Genomic DNA, 16,158 nt, shown 5'->3' on the forward strand with positions numbered 1-16,158 from the left:
CGCATTCAGAAGAGGGGCAATCGACTTTCTGGTTTCAGAAAGCCCTTCATCATAGAGAACTCCGATGAGTGCCAAATGCGGGAACTACGCCGCTAATTATGCTTAATTCTTGCTTTTAGCAGGCGGTGAATAAAAAGGTTGAAATTCATTTTCTTCCGGGCAAAAATGCCATTTCACACATTAGCTTTGCAGGACGACCTGCAAACGCTTCTTTCACCGGGGACGGCCCCATTGTTCTGGAGCCTGATATGTCCTGGATCGTTTTATTAATTGCAGGTTTGCTCGAAGTTGTCTGGGCGATTGGCCTGAAATACACCCACGGTTTTACGCGTCTTACGCCAAGCATTATCACTATTGCGGCGATGATCGTCAGTATCGCCATGCTCTCTTGGGCAATGCGCACGTTGCCTGTAGGAACCGCTTATGCGGTCTGGACCGGTATTGGCGCTGTTGGGGCGGCCATTACAGGGATTTTGCTGCTGGGTGAGTCTGCCAGCCCGGCACGTTTGCTGAGCCTTGGGCTGATCGTTGCTGGCATTATTGGTCTGAAGCTGAGCACTCACTAAGCGCCAGGCTGTTTCACCCAAATCAGTTTATTCACTTCAAACCCTTCCCGGGTCGCGATGGCTAACATTTGCTGTTTCATTTCATCTGAAATAGTAGGGGTCCGTGAAAGGATCCACAGGTAGTCGCGATCCGGACCACAAACCAGCGCGTGACGATATTCCCGGTCGAGTGCAATTACGTTATACCCGCCATAGAAGGGGCCGAAAAAAGAAACCTTAAGCGCGGCTCTGCTTGGGTCGCCGGTGAAATAGGCTTTCCCTTCCGTTTTCTGCCACATCTCCCTGTCAGGGTTATAGCCCTTGTTAATAACGTTGATGCCGCCGTCGTCGCGCAAGCTGTATGTTGCGGTCACTTTATCCAACCCGCGCTCGAAACGATGGTCGAAGCGCGCAATTTCATACCAGGTTCCCAGATAGCGTTTGGCATCAAAGTTATTTACCACGGTAACGCCTTTCGGCGGTGTCGGGGAGCTGCACGCGACAACCAGGAATGCAGCCGTAACTGCAGCAACGACGGGCAAAATGCGCATGGGATTTTCCTTGCTGTATTTTTGTTAAGTGTAGATGACAACAGGAAAAAAAGAGAAAGAAAGGAGGCCCAATATCCTGGGCCTCATCGTCAGTTATTGCAGCTTTTCAAGAATGCGCCAGGCCGCCTCGACACGGACAGGGTTAGGATAGCTTTTGTTTGCCAGCATCACGATGCCAAGGTTTTTTTCTGGAACGAAGGCTACGTAGCTGCCAAATCCACCAGTGGAGCCCGTTTTATGCACCCATGAGGCTTTCACTGCGGGGGCGGGCGGGTTTACCTCAACGGCGGGAAGCGCTGCCAATGCCACTTTGCTGTCGCTGCCGTTGATGATCGAATCAGCTTTCAGCGGCCAGTTCAGCATCTCCCAGCCTAATCCCTGGTACATATCGCCAATACGCCAGTAGCGAGACTGCGCAAGCGCAATGCCCTGCTGGAGCGTTTTCTCCTGAACGTGGCTGGCATCCATGTTGGCCTGAACCCAGCGGGCCATATCAATAACGCTGGATTTCACGCCATAGGCTTCGGCGTCAAGTTGTCCCGGAGAAACGTGTACGGGCTTCCCTTCGCGATAGCCCCAGGCATAATCTTTTTGTTCGTTCTGCGGAACCGTAATCCAGGTATGCGCCAGTTTTAATGGTTGCAGGACGCGTCTGGTCATTGCCTCTTCGTAACTCATTCCTGAGGGTTTCACCGCCAGCGCGCCAAACAGACCAATGCTGGAGTTAGCGTAAAGTCGCTTAGCGCCCGGAGTCCATTGCGGCTGCCAGTTTTGATAAAAATGCAGTAATGCGGCTTTATCCGTAACGTCATCGGGGATCTGCAGCGGTAGGCCGCCTGCCGTATAGGTGGCTAAGTGCAGCAGGCTGATACCCTGCCACTGTTTGCCTGTCAGTTCTGGCCAGTATTTCGTGACCGGATCGCTGAGCTTAATTTCGCTGCGGGCGATAGCATCGCCGCCCAACACGCCGTTAAACGTCTTACTAACCGATCCTAGCTCAAACAGCGTTTGCTGCGTGACTGGGTGGTTATTGGCGATATCGGCTTTACCCCAGGTGAAATAATAGGGTTTTCCCTGGTAGATAACGGCAACGGCCATACCCGGAATAGCCTGCTCCTGCATCAACGGGGTGATGGTGCGATTAACGATATCGGCAATCTGTTGTTCTGTTTTTGCGGCAGCAAATGTGGAGAAAGAGGCTGTCAGCAGCAGAGCGCAGCATAACGATTTTTTCATCATGAAATCAGTTCCGTAATTAAAAGCAAAAAGGTGTCCGGGCCCGTCAGACGCAATCAGTGTGTTTGATTTGCACCGTGTTGACAAACGGTTAAATTTAGCAGCAGATATAAGTTTTTCTAACAGGCCGGATGATGACGCGTAGCTATATCCCTCTTAACTCGCTGCGGGCTTTTGAAGCCGCCGCCAGACATCTCAGTTTTACCCGCGCCGCGATTGAGCTCAACGTGACGCATTCTGCCATCAGTCAGCATGTAAAAGCGCTGGAGCAGCAGCTAAATTGTCAGCTTTTTGTGCGCGGTTCTCGTGGATTAATGTTGACGACTGAAGGGGAAAGTCTGTTACCTGTACTTAATGACTCTTTCGATCGTATGGCGGGGATGCTGGATCGTTTTGCTACCAAACACACCCAGGAAAAACTTAAAATTGGCGTGGTGGGGACCTTTGCGGTTGGGTGTCTGTTTCCTCTACTGGGCGATTTTAAGCGCAGTTACCCGCATGTTGATTTGCATATTTCTACCCATAATAACCGCGTGGATCCCGCTGCCGAAGGGCTGGATTATACCATTCGCTACGGAGGGGGAGCTTGGCACGATACCGACGCGCAATATTTATGTAGCGCGCTGATGTCTCCACTGTGTTCGCCAACATTGGCTTCGCAGATTCAAACGCCTGCGGACATCCTGAAATTTCCGTTATTACGATCGTATAGGCGGGATGAATGGACGCTTTGGATGCAGGCCGCCGGAGAGGCGCCTCCGTCACCGACGCACAACGTGGTGGTGTTTGATTCGTCCGTCACCATGCTGGAAGCCGCGCAGGCGGGGATCGGTGTGGCAATTGCGCCAGTCAGAATGTTCACGCATTTACTCAGTAGGGAACGAATCGTTCAACCGTTTTTAACGCAGATTGATTTGGGAAGTTACTGGATAACGCGTTTGCAATCGCGTCCGGAGACACCCGCGATGCGTGAATTTTCCCGTTGGTTGACAGGAGTGCTGCACAAATAAAAAGGCCCGCCAATGGCGGGCCTGATTATTAACGCATGTACTTAGATGGTCAGAATACCAATAGCCGTTACAACGGTCAGGATTGCTGCCAGTCCGTAGAATACCCATTTGCCAGCAGGCACGTGGATTTTCAGGTCATGCATCGCGTGGTGCATACGGTGTAAACCACACCACAGCGGCAGAACGATCATCAGGAACAGAAACGCACGTCCGATGAAGCTCTGAGCGAATGCCAGTACGCGTTCATAGCTGAAAGCATCAGGAACAAAGCCCAGCGGCAGCATAATGCCTACCAGCAGGATCATTACCGGCGCAATGATTGCGCTCCACATACCGCCTGCACCAAACAGGCCCCAGAATACGGGTTCGTCAGAGCGTTTTGGATTTGGATTAATCATTCCGGACTCCTTACCAGAACAGGGCAACAAACAGTATGACTACTGTCGCAACCACAGTAACTGCCCAGAGACCTTTGATGATCGGCTCTGGCCCCATTTTTTCGTCTTTTACGATGATGTTGGCTGCTTTTGGCGCCAGCTCAAACCAGGTTTTGGTATGCAGCAGCGCTGCTGCCAGGGCGATAATGTTAAGGATTACCACCACCGGGTTTTGCAAAAAGGCGACAAAGCCCATCCAGGACTCTGCACCATGCTTGAGTGCAAACAGGCCGATAATCAGTTCAATGCTGAACCAGACTGCCGGAACTGCCGTGCCTTCACGCAGCATGTAAAAACGATAAAATGGCAGCTTTTTCCACCAGGTGGACGTCATTGGCCGCACATAGGCTTTACGTTTAGTCGTCATCGTGCACTCCTTAGCGTGGTTTCAGGGTAGCGATAAGAAAGTCTTTTGAACTTTCAACTTTACCCTGCTGAATGGCCGCAGCCGGATCGACGTGTTTCGGGCAGACTTCGGAGCAGTAGCCCACGAAAGTACAGGTCCAGACGCCGTTCGGGCTGTTCAACTGAGCCATACGCTCCTTCTTACCGTGGTCGCGGCTATCTTCGTTGTAACGATGCGCCAGCGTAATCGCAGCCGGTCCAATGAACTCAGGGTTCAGGCCGAACTGCGGACACGCTGCATAGCACAGACCACAGTTGATGCAACCGGAGAACTGATGATACTTCGCCATCTGCGCCGGAGTCTGGGTGTTTGGACCCTGATCCGGTGTACGCGGGTTACCGATAATGTACGGTTTGATCGCTTCCAGGCTTTCGATAAAGTGCGTCATGTCGACGACCAGATCGCGCTCAATCGGGAAGTTGCCCAGCGCTTCAACCTTCATGCCGTTGGTGTAATCACGCAGGAAGGTTTTGCACGCCAGTTTCGGTACATTGTTGACCATCATGCCGCAGGAGCCGCAGATCGCCATACGGCAGGACCAACGGTAGCTCAGGTCCGGTGCCAGGTTATCCTTGATGTAGCCCAGCGCATCCAGCAGTGACGTGGTTTCATCATAAGGAACTTCGTAGAAAGCACTGTGCGGCGCGGTATCGGTTTCCGGGTTATAGCGCACCACCTCAACTTTCAGGTTTTTCATCTCAGCCATTCGCCTTCTCCTTCTTATCGGCTGCTTCCGCTTCGCCACCGTAAACACGTTTAGCCGGTGGCAGAGTGGTGATTTTCACGTCGCTGTATTCCAGGCGAGTCGTGCCGTCAGCATCGCGGAAGGCGAGGGTGTGTTTGAGGAAGTTCACATCGTCACGCTCGGTGCAGCCTTCATCCAGACGCTGATGCGCGCCGCGGGATTCTTTACGCGCCAGAGCGGAGTGCGCCATACATTCAGCAACGTTCAGACCGTGACCCAGTTCGATGGTATACAGCAGGTCGGTGTTGAAGACGCTGGAGGTATCAGTGATACGTACGCGCTTGAAGCGTTCCTGCAGTTCCGCCAGCTTATCAACGGTTTTCTGCATGAGTTCCGGCGTACGGTAGATACCGCAACCTTCTTCCATGGACAGGCCCATTTCGTCACGGATCTTAGACCAGTTTTCGTTACCTTCCTGGTTAACCAGATCTTTCAGACGTTTTTCAACGCCAGCAACCTGTGCATCAAGAGCGGCACTGTTTGCAGCGCCAGCCGTTGCAGCGCGTTCTGCAGCCTGCTCACCGGCCATACGACCGAAGACCACCAGTTCAGCCAGGGAGTTAGAGCCCAGACGGTTAGCGCCATGCAGACCAACAGAGGAACATTCGCCGACAGCGAACAGACCTTTAATGCGGGTTTCACAGTGCTGATCGGTTTCGATACCGCCCATGGTGTAGTGCGCGGTCGGACGTACCGGGATCGGCTCTTTAACCGGATCGACACCCACGTAAGCTTTCGCCAGTTCGCAGATGAACGGTAAACGTTCGAGCAGTTTTTTCTCTCCGAGGTGACGCAGGTCGAGGTGAACCACATCGCCACGCGGAGTGGAAATGGTGTTGCCTTTGCGCCATTCGTGCCAGAACGCCTGAGAAACTTTGTCGCGCGGACCGAGTTCCATGTATTTGTTTTTTGGCTCGCCCAGCGGGGTTTCCGGACCCATGCCGTAGTCTTGCAGATAACGGTAGCCGTTTTTGTTAACCAGAATACCGCCTTCACCACGGCAGCCTTCAGTCATCAGGATACCGGAGCCTGGCAGACCTGTTGGGTGATACTGAACGAATTCCATATCACGCAGCGGAACGCCGTGGCTCAGCGCCATGCCCATACCGTCGCCGGTTACGATGCCGCCGTTGGTGTTGTAACGGTAAACACGACCTGCGCCGCCCGTTGCCATCACGACAGCGTTAGCACGGATTTGCACCAGCGTGCCTTCCATCATGTTCATGGCAACCAGACCACGAGCATGGCCATCGTCAACCAGGATATCCAGAACGAAGTGTTCGTCAAAGCGCTGAATCTGCGGGAACTGCAAAGATGTTTGGAACAGCGTATGCAGCATGTGGAAGCCGGTCTTATCCGCGGCAAACCAGGTACGCTCGATTTTCATGCCGCCGAAGCGACGTACGTTGACGCTACCGTCTTCACGACGGCTCCATGGGCAGCCCCATTGTTCCAGTTGCGTCATTTCAGTTGGGCAGTGGTGGACAAAGTAATCCACGACATCCTGCTCACACAGCCAGTCTCCGCCTGCTACCGTATCGTGAAAATGGTAGTCAAAGCTGTCATGATCCTGCGCGACAGCAGCAGAGCCGCCTTCGGCAGCAACGGTATGGCTGCGCATTGGGTACACTTTTGAGATCAGTGCGATTTTAGCGTTGGGATTTGCTTGTGCGGCAGCAATTGCAGCACGTAATCCCGCGCCACCGGCGCCTATAATGGCAAGATCGGCTTGAAAGGTTTGCACGACATTCCTCCAGATTGTTGTTATTTCATCCCTGCCTGAATCAGATGCTTCATCGGCTTCAAACAGGTTATGAACGCGTTTCCACTGCTCCTTTATAGGTACAATAGTATAGTCTTAGGGATGTGCGGGAAATTTGACGTGTTCGATTTTTTTAGCGTATCAGAGGGGGGAATTATCATTGAATTTGATTAATTTAATTACTAAACCACCCTGTGTCGCTTTTTTTATCCAATTGCCAGTGCTGATTACTGGTGCGCGAAATTTGTCTCGTTAGCGCGATACGAGTAGACTTCGTGCCCTTGTCTTAAATCGGAGAAACAACCATGAGCGAAACGGCAACCTGGCAGCCGAGCGCGTCCATCCCCAATCTGTTGAAACGTGCAGCAATTATAGCGGAGATTCGCCGCTTTTTTGCCGATCGTGGCGTGCTTGAGGTTGAGACCCCTTGTATGAGTCAGGCAACGGTGACGGACATCCATCTGTTCCCGTTCGAAACGCGTTTCGTCGGCCCTGGGCACTCCCAGGGAATGAATCTCTATTTAATGACCAGCCCTGAATACCATATGAAGCGCCTGCTGGTGGCAGGGTGCGGCCCGGTGTATCAATTATGCCGCAGCTTCCGTAATGAAGAGATGGGGCGTCATCACAACCCTGAATTCACCATGCTTGAGTGGTATCGTCCGCATTACGATATGTATCGCCTGATGAATGAAGTGGATGATTTGCTCCAGCAGGTGTTGGACTGTTCGCCTGCGGAAAGCCTTTCTTACCAGCAGGCCTTTCAGCGCCATCTGGAGATTGACCCGCTGTCTGCGGATAAAACCCAACTGCGGGAAGCGGCGGCGAAATTGGATCTCAGCAATATCGCTGATACCGAAGAAGACCGGGATACCTTACTGCAACTGCTGTTTACGATGGGCGTTGAACCGCATATTGGTAAAGACAAACCGACGTTTGTGTATCATTTCCCGGCCAGCCAGGCATCACTGGCGCAAATCAGTACCGAAGATCACCGCGTGGCTGAACGTTTCGAGGTTTATTACAAAGGTATTGAGCTGGCGAATGGTTTCCATGAATTGACCGACGCGCGCGAACAGCAGCAGCGATTTGAACAGGATAACCGCAAACGCGCCGCACGTGGCCTGCCGCAGCAACCTATCGATACCAACCTGCTGGAAGCGCTGAAAGTGGGCATGCCGGATTGCTCAGGCGTGGCGTTGGGTGTTGACCGTCTGGTGATGCTGGCGCTGGGCGCAGAGAGCCTGGCCGAGGTAATCGCATTTACCGTCGATCGCGCATAATTTACTCTTCTGCAATACAAAGTGGCGGCTTAATCGCCACTTTGTAGCATATTTTTTCATTTCCCCTCTAATAGCCACAATTTACACCTGGATATTTGATATCGTTTAGGTATCAATTCTGTGTTGATTTTTTTATCGCTGAACTCTGCAAAGAGAGCAGTGCCAACCGGCGAGCGGCGTTTGTTAAACGCTTGCCAGAGTAAGGGATGGTTTAATGACCCAAACAATAAAAAAGATGAGCCTGATAGGTCTCATTCTCATGATATTTACGTCAGTTTTCGGTTTTGCTAATAGCCCCTCCGCATTCTATTTAATGGGGTATAGTGCAATACCGTGGTATATATTTTCTGCATTATTATTCTTTATTCCATTTGCTTTAATGATGGCGGAAATGGGTTCTGCCTATCGGAAAGAAGAGGGGGGAATCTATTCGTGGATGAATAATAGCGTTGGACCGCGTTATGCGTTTATCGGCACGTTTATGTGGTTTTCTTCTTATGTGATATGGATGGTAAGCACCGCGGCGAAAGTCTGGGTACCTTTTTCAACCTTCTTGTTTGGCGCAGACATGACGCAGCACTGGCGTATTGCAGGGCTTGAGCCTACGCAGGTTGTCGGGTTGCTCGCCGTCGGTTGGATGATCCTGGTGACCTGCGTGGCATCCCGGGGTATTAATAAGATTGCGCGTATTACGGCTGTAGGTGGAATTGCCGTAATGTGTCTTAATTTAGTTCTGTTGTTAGTGAGTGTCGCTATTTTGTTATTAACTGGTGGCCACTTTGCACAGGATATTAATTTCATCTCCTCGCCTAATCCCGGATATCAGTCCGGACTGGCAATGTTGTCATTTGTTGTGTTTGCCATTTTTGCTTACGGCGGAATTGAAGCTGTGGGGGGACTGGTTGATAAAACAGAAAAACCAGAAAAGAACTTTGCTAAAGGCATTGTTTTTGCCGCTATTGTCATTTCTGTTGGTTATTCACTGGCCATCTTTTTATGGGGTGTTAGCACCAACTGGCAGCAGGTATTAAGTAATAGCTCAGTTAACCTCGGGAATATTACCTATATCCTGATGAAAAGCCTCGGAATGACGTTGGGTAATGCGCTACATCTTTCCCCTGATGCCGCAATGGTGATGGGCGTATGGTTTGCACGTATTACCGGGCTTTCCATGTTCCTTGCCTACACCGGCGCTTTTTTCACCCTCAGCTACTCACCGCTGAAAGCGATTATTCAGGGCACGCCGAAGGCGTTGTGGCCCGCGCCGATGACCAAACTGAATGCTGTAGGGATGCCGACGACGGCAATGTGGTTACAGTGCCTGCTGGTGAGCCTGTTTATCCTGTTGGTTTCATTTGGTGGTGATACGGCTTCAGCGTTCTATAACAAACTGACGCTGATGGCGAACGTCTCGATGACGCTGCCGTATCTGTTCCTGGCGCTGGCGTTTCCGTTCTTTAAATCCCGTCCGGGTCTGGAAAGGCCGTTTGTTGTATTTAAAACCCGAGCGGCGACGTTGCTGGCAACGGGAGTGGTCGTGCTGGTGGTGACGTTTGCCAACGTGTTCACTATCATCCAGCCGGTAATTGAAGCCGGAGACTGGAACAGCGCACTGTGGATGACCGGCGGTCCGATCTTCTTCTCACTGCTGGCGATGGCGATTTATCAGAACTACAGCCGTCGCACGATCAACGAGCCTGAGTGGGCGGTGGAATAAACGACCTGCCTAATCCGGCCTACAAAGTAGCATCTTCGTAGGCCGGATTAGACCCAACGGGTCGCCATCCGGCATTTCTTGCCTGCATTGTGCGTTACAAACTCCCTGCCGGGCGACTACCTCTTCCTGCAGAACTTAATGTTCTCCCTGTTTGCTTACCGCCGAGGCTCTCCAGACGCATCTGGAACGGAGGGAACGGCATATCAATACCGTGCTCGCGGAAGCCTGCCAGAATCAGTTGGTGGATTTCATGGCGCAGCGGCATGCGATGCCCCATCTCTGCGGCATAAATACGCAGTTCGAAGATTTGAATCCCCTGCTGCAGGTCAACCAGAAAGACTTCAGGTGCCGGATTATCGATAACCAGAGAACAGCGCTGCGCGGCAGTCAGCAGGATCTGCGTAACCTCCTCGCTGTTCGCCTCCGACGGTGCCGGGATGGTTAACACCACACGGGTAACGGAATCGGATAACGACCAGTTGATAAACTGTTCGGTGATAAAGGCTTTGTTGGGCACGATGATCTCTTTGCGGTCCCAGTCGCTGATAGTGGTGGCACGGGTATTAATCTTCGTCACGCTACCGGTAAGATCGCGAATCGTCACCGTGTCGCCAATGCGGATTGGTTTTTCAAACAGGATTATCAGGCCGGAAATAAAGTTGGCGAAGATCTCCTGCAAACCAAAGCCCAGACCGACACCGAGAGCCGCCACCAGCCATTGCAGTTTGGACCATTCAATACCGATCATCGAGAAGCCAACCAGACCGCCAATCAGCATCAGCAGATACTTGGTGATGGTGGTGATGGCATAACCGGTACCGGGGGTTAAATCAAGATGTTGCAGTAGTGCCAGCTCCAGCAACGCGGGCAGGTTGCGTACTAACTGGGTGGTGATGATAAACACCAGAATCGCGATAAGCACTGCGCCCAGCGTTATCGGTTCTAAGCTTTCCACGCCCTGAACCGTGGAGGTGACATCCCACAACGAGATGTTTTCCAGGAAGCCGAAAGCGGAATGAATTTCTGACCACAGTACAATGACCGAGAGCAGGGCGATAAGCATCAGGATAGAACGCACCAGGCGCAGCGATTGTGCGCTGATAGCATCCAAATCCACTTCGCTTTCATCAACGTCAATCGCGCCTTCAAGGCTGGTGGAATGCGGTGGTTCTTCTTCGCCTCGCGCGCGCTGCGCCAGCATTTCAGCGCGTCGATGCTTGGCGCGGTCAAACGCCAGGCGGCGGCGCTGAATTAGCATCCAACGGCGGATAACGTGATACACCACCAGTAATAAGAACCAAATCGCTACGGACGTTTCAAGACGCGCCAGCAAGGCTTGTGACGTAGCGAGATAGCCCACCGCTGCGGCGAGAATAGCAATCAGCGGCGCACCCATCAGCAAATTCCACAGCATGCTGTTGACCATGTTATCGCTGTTGCCCTCTTTATCGAGGTACAGCGGTATCCCGGCGCGTTTCAGGCTCAGGGTTACGACAGCCAGCGCACCGCAAATCAGAATAAAGCACAGACGCCCCAGTGAGGCGGAGAATTCTCGGTCATTGAGGTTATCAAACATAATCACCGCCATGATCAACGGGACAATCAGCCCGATGCTCATCAGGTAATAGTGCATGGCTTTCGCGACGCGGTTCCGCGGCCAGCCAAAGTGGGCAATAAACAGACCGTTGGGACGCGCAAAGGTAGCGCAGATCATTACCGCCCACAGCATGGGCACCGTGGCGGTAACGCCATCGCCGATCGCGACAGCCAACGGATAAGGCCAGGCTTCCTGCAATCCGTAACCGAGCGTTGCCCACAGCACTGGCAACGGCGAAGCGACGAGTATTGACCAGAATACCGTGCGTATTGTCAGCCAGAAGTGGTCCTGGGTGACTTTCCCGACCCGCGCGGACGAGCGTTCAAGGAAACGGGTGAAGTGCTTGCGCGAAGAGAGGCTAAAGCCAACCAGCACCAACGCCGCGAACAGCGGTAGCAGCGTTTCTTTGCTGGTCAGCATCATGATGCTGGCCTGGCCCAACTGATTAAACGTATCTAATGAAATCAGACGCCGCAGATCCTGAACGATGTCGACAGGCCAGGAGAGGGAGATAGGGCTAACGTCTGACGTCCAGAACAGGTAGCGGTGCGTCGCTTCGTTGACCTCTTTTAGCGCATCTTCCAGTTGGCTGTTGGAAACTTTGAGCTTGGTCAGCTCAAGGATCAGCGTATCGCCACCCTGTAACAATGAGTTCAGCAGCTCACGCTGGGTCCGTAGCTGGGCGTTGAGGATGCTGCTCTGTTCAGCGGTCAGCGGTTGTCCATCGGCCTGATGAATCTGACGCAGCTGCGGCTGTTTGTTGAGGAGATCCTCATAGCGCATGCGGTGTACGCGAAGCTGCGCCATTTCGGTATCCAACTGCTGAGGTTTAGGCATTTCCGGCAGACGGGATACCTGCGCTCGCAGCGCTTCTCCCAGCATATTTGAAACCCCAAGCCACTGAGACTGCTCTCGCAGCGTATTCAATGCCTGACGCACCTGCAGCGTTTGGCTGGCGGCCTGACGCTGCTGCGAAGCGACCAGGTCCATACGCTGTGCTTGCTGGTTTAAGGCCTGAGACAGCTCGCGGTTCACCTTGAACTGGTCGACAATGCCTTCCGGCAGTCCCGCGCTGTTTTCCGCCAGCAGTTCGGTGCTTTCCAGCGCTCGCTCAGCTTCACGCTGACGTTGACTGTTGAGTTGATTGCGCAAAGCCTGCAGGTAAGTGTCGAGTTGTTGACTCTGTTTTTCCGCCAGTTCGGAGCGCATACGCGCCAGTTCCTGACGGTTATTGGCAGAAAGCTGCGCCAGCTCCAGTTCATCGACCTGGGCTTTAAGTTTGGCGGATTCAGCCTGCATCGCCTGATTCTGTGCGGAATTGCCGTTGGCGGTACCAATGCGTCGCTCAAGCTCATTGAGCTGGCGGCGGGCATCGGTTTGCTGTTGAGGAAGCAGGCTTAACGAGTCGGCGATTTCCCGGGCGCGATCCTGCTCCTGCTGGGCCTGACGACTCTTTTCCAGCAGTTGGCTGCTAACCTGGAGGATCTCCTGGTTTAACGCATCGGTAGTGAGTCCGGTTGGCACATTGCGCGGTTCATCACGCAGGTTGCTAAGCTGCGCGCGTAACGTTGCGGACAGCTTGGGGAAGTTATCAATAACTTGCTGGTATTGCTGGGCGCGCTCGAGAGAGCCTTTACGCTCCTCAAGGGCATTCAGCGCGGACTGGAGCGCCTCAACGGTTTCTGGCTGAGCGGGTTTTGCCGCCTTTGCTTGCTCCAGTTCCTGGGTGAGTTGTTTGGCATCGGGGGCCGTCGCAGCGTACGCCCCCAGGCTGAGGCACCAGGCCATCAGAAAAGTGATAATCAGGCGCACAGCAGCGATTCCTATGTTTAACTTTCGTCTTTTTTGTCGTCAACCAGCGGGCTGGCATCGTGTTCTGCTTCGATCTCTTCTTTCGCCAGCGGGGCCGGTTCTGCCTCTGGTGTCACGAAAGTCTCGGTCGAGATGGCCATTGGCTGGCCGATTTTAGTCACGGACAGATCCTGCAATTGCTCAACCAGGTTAACTTTGCCAGGTGCGAACAGGTTGATGACGGTGGAACCGAGCTTAAAGCGGCCCATTTCCTGACCTTTCAACAGCGCCACCGACCCTTCGCTTTCGCCTTCCGGCCAGGTCCAGCGCTTGATGACGCCTTCTCGTGGTGGGGTAATGGTGCCAGCCCATGTGGTTTCAATGCTGCCGACGATGGTCGCGCCGACCAGAATCTGCACCATCGGGCCAAATTCGGTATCAAACAGACAGATTACACGTTCGTTGCGGGCAAACAGGTTCGGTACGTTTTGCGCAGTCAGGATGTTTACAGAGAAGAGATCGCCCGGCACGTACATCATTTCACGCAGGATACCGTTACACGGCATGTGTACACGGTGGTAATCGCGTGGAGACAAGTAAGTGGTTACAAACGTACCGTTGCGGAATTTATCCGCCATCTGGTAGTTGCCAGCCAGCAGCGCTTCAAGGGTATAGCTGTGCCCTTTAGCCTGCAGCAGTTTGTCTTCTTCGATGTTACCTAACTGGTTGATCACGCCGTCAGCGGGCATGACCAGTACGTTTGGATCGGTGTTAATCGGGCGAGCATCGTCGCGCAGCGGGCGAACAAAGAAGTCGTTAAAGGTGCGATAGCTGGCGGTGTCCGGCTTTTGCGCCTCTTTCATATCGACCTTGTAATATTTCACGAACAGATCGATAACCAGTTTGGTCAGCCATCCCGCTCGTTTGCTCGCACCCCAACCCGCCAGGCGAGTGAGCCATAGTTTCGGCAGAATGTATTGTAGCGAAAGCTTAAATGAGTTTAACAAGGTAGCCTCCAGGCCATAATTTGTTCCCGATCCGGCATACGGGCCGGATCCTGAAAAAAGGGGGACGATTCTAGCGATGCTTAGCTTAGTTGTCAGTTGTCTGTATCAGAAAAGTTTTTACGCGTTTTTACCTGCGCCATGCTTTCCAGGATGCGGTGATAATTTTCAAACCGGGTTTCGGCTATGGCCCCTTTTTCTACAGCCTCACGGATAGCGCAGCCTGGATCGGTATCATGCTTGCAGTCGCGGTATTTGCAATGGCCCAGATAGTCATGAAATTCGACAAAGCCATGCGTGATTTGTTCCGGCTCCAGATGCCACAGTCCAAACTCACGCACGCCAGGGGAGTCAATAACGTCGCCGCCGTGCGGGAAATGATACAGGCGAGAGGCCGTGGTGGTGTGCTGTCCAAGGCCGGAGTTGTCAGAGACATCATTGGTCAGGATCTCTTCCTGCAGGCCGAGGAGATTATTGAGCAGGCTGGATTTACCTACGCCCGATTGACCGGCAAAAATGCTGATGCGATCGGTTAATGCTTCTTCAAGCGGTTTCAGGCCGTCTTTTGTGCGGCTTGATACCATCAACACCCGATAGCCAATGTTGCGATAGATATCCATCTGTTCGTTAACGAAGGCCATGCCTTCATCATCCAGCAGATCGATCTTATTCAGCACGATAATCGGTTCAACGTGTAGCGTTTCGCAGGCTACCAGATACCGGTCGATAATATTGAGTGACAGCTCGGGTAAGATGGCTGAGACAATAACGATCTGGTTGATGTTGGCGGCAATAGGCTTTACCCCGTCGTAAAAGTCGGGTCGTGTCAGTACCGAGGTACGATCGTGTACCGCTTCAACGATACCTTTGACATTCACGCCTTCAGCTGCCGCTTTACCCGGGCGCCAGACTACGCGATCGCCGGTCACCAGCGAGCGAATTGTACGGCGGATGTTGCAACGGTGAATTTCACCGTCAGCAGACTCTACGTCGGCATGCATGCCAAAACGGCTGATAACGATGCCTTCGGCGGTTTCGCCAAACAGGTTGTCGTCGTAGTCGGGCTTCTCCGTGGACGTTTTAAGACGACGCTGGTGATTGGCGTTCACACGGCGCTGTTGGCCTTTGGAGAGTTTATTCTTACTCAATCGGACTGGCTCCTGGTCGCCCATGATGGGCAAAACATTTATGATACACACAATTTTAGATCAATGTAGTCACACTGAATGTGACGCTGAAGGGTGGAAAATAGCATGAGTGCCAATGAAAACAACCTGATTTGGATCGATCTGGAGATGACAGGTCTGGATCCCGAGCGCGATCGCATTATTGAGATCGCCACGCTGGTGACGGATGCCAACCTGAATATTCTGGCTGAAGGACCGACAATTGCGGTGCACCAGTCCGACGAACAGCTGGCATTAATGGATGACTGGAACGTACGTACGCATACCGGGAGCGGGCTGGTGGAGCGCGTGAAGGCGAGCACCATGGGCGATCGTGAAGCAGAACTGGCCACGCTGGCTTTTTTGAAAGAGTGGGTTCCGCAAGGGAAATCACCTATCTGCGGCAACAGCATCGGGCAGGATCGTCGTTTCCTGTTTAAATACATGCCGGAGCTGGAGGCGTATTTCCATTATCGCTATCTGGACGTCAGCACGCTCAAAGAACTGGCGCGTCGTTGGAAGCCGGAAATCCTTGCGGGCTTCACCAAGCAGGGAACACATCAGGCGATGGACGACATTCGTGAATCTGTTGCTGAGCTTGCTTACTATCGCGAACATTTTATTAATCTTTGATTTTGTTCTCCGGTGGCTTGCGTCACCGGTTTTTTGACGCTAAATTGTTCAGCTTGATTGTAAATTAATCACTTGAACGAATTTTCGAAAAAAACGCTTTCAGGGGGGTTGCAGCTAAACGGATTTCTCGTATAATGCGCCTCCCGTAACGACGCAGAAATGCGAATTACGACAGCAACAAAAGCAGTACAGATTTGCGGGAATAGCTCAGTTGGTAGAGCACGACCTTGCCAAGGTCGGGGTCGCGAGTTCGAGTCTCGTTTCCCGCTCCAAAA

At 52.7% G+C, this 16,158-nt stretch carries 14 protein-coding genes and 1 tRNA gene; 6 read left to right on the forward strand and 9 right to left on the reverse strand.

The features are described 5' to 3' along the window. The first annotated feature begins 248 nt into the window (after positions 1-248). Positions 249-566 (forward strand): quaternary ammonium compound efflux SMR transporter SugE, encoded by a 318-nt coding sequence (gene sugE / locus OGX94_RS09255; protein WP_000118520.1) that lies wholly within the window; start codon positions 249-251, stop codon positions 564-566. Here the strand turns inward: sugE and OGX94_RS09260 are convergent. Next, on the reverse strand, positions 563-1,096 hold the full coding sequence (locus tag OGX94_RS09260; RefSeq protein ID WP_001221666.1) for a lipocalin family protein: 534 nt from the start codon (positions 1,094-1,096) through the stop codon (positions 563-565). The two genes, sugE and OGX94_RS09260, sit on opposite strands and share 4 nt — an antisense overlap. 93 nt (positions 1,097-1,189) lie before the next feature. Beyond that, a complete protein-coding gene (gene blaCMY / locus OGX94_RS09265) occupies positions 1,190-2,335 on the reverse strand; it encodes a CMY-2 family class C beta-lactamase (RefSeq protein WP_257662390.1) in 1,146 nt (381 codons plus the stop codon). Positions 2,336-2,466: 131 nt separating this feature from the next. Between blaCMY and ampR the strand changes: the two genes are divergently transcribed. After that, complete coding sequence (gene ampR, locus OGX94_RS09270; protein ID WP_003830523.1) at positions 2,467-3,342, forward strand: LysR family transcriptional regulator AmpR; 876 nt, start codon at positions 2,467-2,469, stop codon at positions 3,340-3,342. A 41-nt stretch (positions 3,343-3,383) separates the two neighbouring features. On the opposite strand, the gene frdD is transcribed toward ampR, so the two are convergent. The 4 genes from frdD to frdA are packed head-to-tail and all read right to left on the reverse strand — an operon-like array spanning position 3,384 to position 6,674. Next, a complete protein-coding gene (frdD, locus tag OGX94_RS09275) occupies positions 3,384-3,740 on the reverse strand; it encodes a fumarate reductase subunit FrdD (RefSeq protein ID WP_003025535.1) in 357 nt (118 codons plus the stop codon). A 10-nt stretch (positions 3,741-3,750) separates the two neighbouring features. After that, complete coding sequence (gene frdC / locus OGX94_RS09280; protein ID WP_003025537.1) at positions 3,751-4,146, reverse strand: fumarate reductase subunit FrdC; 396 nt, start codon at positions 4,144-4,146, stop codon at positions 3,751-3,753. Between the two features lie 10 nt (positions 4,147-4,156). Beyond that, a complete protein-coding gene (frdB, locus tag OGX94_RS09285) occupies positions 4,157-4,891 on the reverse strand; it encodes a fumarate reductase iron-sulfur protein (RefSeq protein ID WP_003025540.1) in 735 nt (244 codons plus the stop codon). After that, positions 4,884-6,674, reverse strand: a complete 1,791-nt coding sequence (frdA, locus tag OGX94_RS09290) for a fumarate reductase (quinol) flavoprotein subunit (RefSeq protein WP_003830519.1) — start codon at positions 6,672-6,674, stop codon at positions 4,884-4,886. The genes frdB and frdA overlap by 8 nt, the downstream gene beginning before the upstream one ends. 323 nt (positions 6,675-6,997) lie before the next feature. Here frdA and epmA point away from each other — a divergent pair, with 323 nt between their 5' ends. Together epmA and yjeM are read left to right on the forward strand one after the other, a co-directional pair. Continuing rightward, the gene (gene epmA, locus OGX94_RS09295; protein WP_079939036.1) at positions 6,998-7,975 is read left to right on the forward strand and encodes an elongation factor P--(R)-beta-lysine ligase; all 978 of its coding nucleotides are present in this window, start codon (positions 6,998-7,000) and stop codon (positions 7,973-7,975) included. 214 nt (positions 7,976-8,189) lie between these two features. Next, a complete protein-coding gene (yjeM, locus tag OGX94_RS09300; RefSeq protein WP_257662391.1) occupies positions 8,190-9,692 on the forward strand; it encodes a glutamate/gamma-aminobutyrate family transporter YjeM in 1,503 nt (500 codons plus the stop codon). Between the two features lie 94 nt (positions 9,693-9,786). On the opposite strand, the gene mscM is transcribed toward yjeM, so the two are convergent. From mscM to rsgA, 3 genes are all read right to left on the reverse strand, one after another. Then, on the reverse strand, positions 9,787-13,101 hold the full coding sequence (gene mscM, locus OGX94_RS09305; protein ID WP_286569095.1) for a miniconductance mechanosensitive channel MscM: 3,315 nt from the start codon (positions 13,099-13,101) through the stop codon (positions 9,787-9,789). Between the two features lie 17 nt (positions 13,102-13,118). Further along, positions 13,119-14,087, reverse strand: a complete 969-nt coding sequence (asd, locus tag OGX94_RS09310; RefSeq protein ID WP_003830511.1) for an archaetidylserine decarboxylase — start codon at positions 14,085-14,087, stop codon at positions 13,119-13,121. A 92-nt stretch (positions 14,088-14,179) separates the two neighbouring features. After that, a complete protein-coding gene (rsgA, locus tag OGX94_RS09315; RefSeq protein ID WP_257662392.1) occupies positions 14,180-15,232 on the reverse strand; it encodes a small ribosomal subunit biogenesis GTPase RsgA in 1,053 nt (350 codons plus the stop codon). Between the two features lie 105 nt (positions 15,233-15,337). Here rsgA and orn point away from each other — a divergent pair, with 105 nt between their 5' ends. Continuing rightward, on the forward strand, positions 15,338-15,883 hold the full coding sequence (orn, locus tag OGX94_RS09320; protein WP_003830507.1) for an oligoribonuclease: 546 nt from the start codon (positions 15,338-15,340) through the stop codon (positions 15,881-15,883). A gap of 196 nt (positions 15,884-16,079) precedes the next feature. Continuing rightward, a tRNA-Gly gene (locus tag OGX94_RS09325) sits at positions 16,080-16,155 on the forward strand. Positions 16,156-16,158: the final 3 nt, after the last annotated feature.

Source organism: Citrobacter sp. Cpo037, from assembly GCF_030332945.1.
Taxonomy (GTDB): domain Bacteria; phylum Pseudomonadota; class Gammaproteobacteria; order Enterobacterales; family Enterobacteriaceae; genus Citrobacter; species Citrobacter portucalensis.

Bases quoted from the DNA above. Each gene is read 5' to 3' on its own strand.
- orn (WP_003830507.1), top strand. From the start codon at position 15,338: ATGAGTGCCAATGAAAACAACCTGATTTGGATCGATCTGGAGATGACA.
- sugE (WP_000118520.1), top strand. From the start codon at position 249: ATGTCCTGGATCGTTTTATTAATTGCAGGTTTGCTCGAAGTTGTCTGG.
- frdC (WP_003025537.1), bottom strand. From the start codon at position 4,146: ATGACGACTAAACGTAAAGCCTATGTGCGGCCAATGACGTCCACCTGG.
- ampR (WP_003830523.1), top strand. From the start codon at position 2,467: ATGACGCGTAGCTATATCCCTCTTAACTCGCTGCGGGCTTTTGAAGCC.
- frdD (WP_003025535.1), bottom strand. From the start codon at position 3,740: ATGATTAATCCAAATCCAAAACGCTCTGACGAACCCGTATTCTGGGGC.
- OGX94_RS09260 (WP_001221666.1), bottom strand. From the start codon at position 1,096: ATGCGCATTTTGCCCGTCGTTGCTGCAGTTACGGCTGCATTCCTGGTT.
- yjeM (WP_257662391.1), top strand. From the start codon at position 8,190: ATGACCCAAACAATAAAAAAGATGAGCCTGATAGGTCTCATTCTCATG.
- blaCMY (WP_257662390.1), bottom strand. From the start codon at position 2,335: ATGATGAAAAAATCGTTATGCTGCGCTCTGCTGCTGACAGCCTCTTTC.
- frdB (WP_003025540.1), bottom strand. From the start codon at position 4,891: ATGGCTGAGATGAAAAACCTGAAAGTTGAGGTGGTGCGCTATAACCCG.
- epmA (WP_079939036.1), top strand. From the start codon at position 6,998: ATGAGCGAAACGGCAACCTGGCAGCCGAGCGCGTCCATCCCCAATCTG.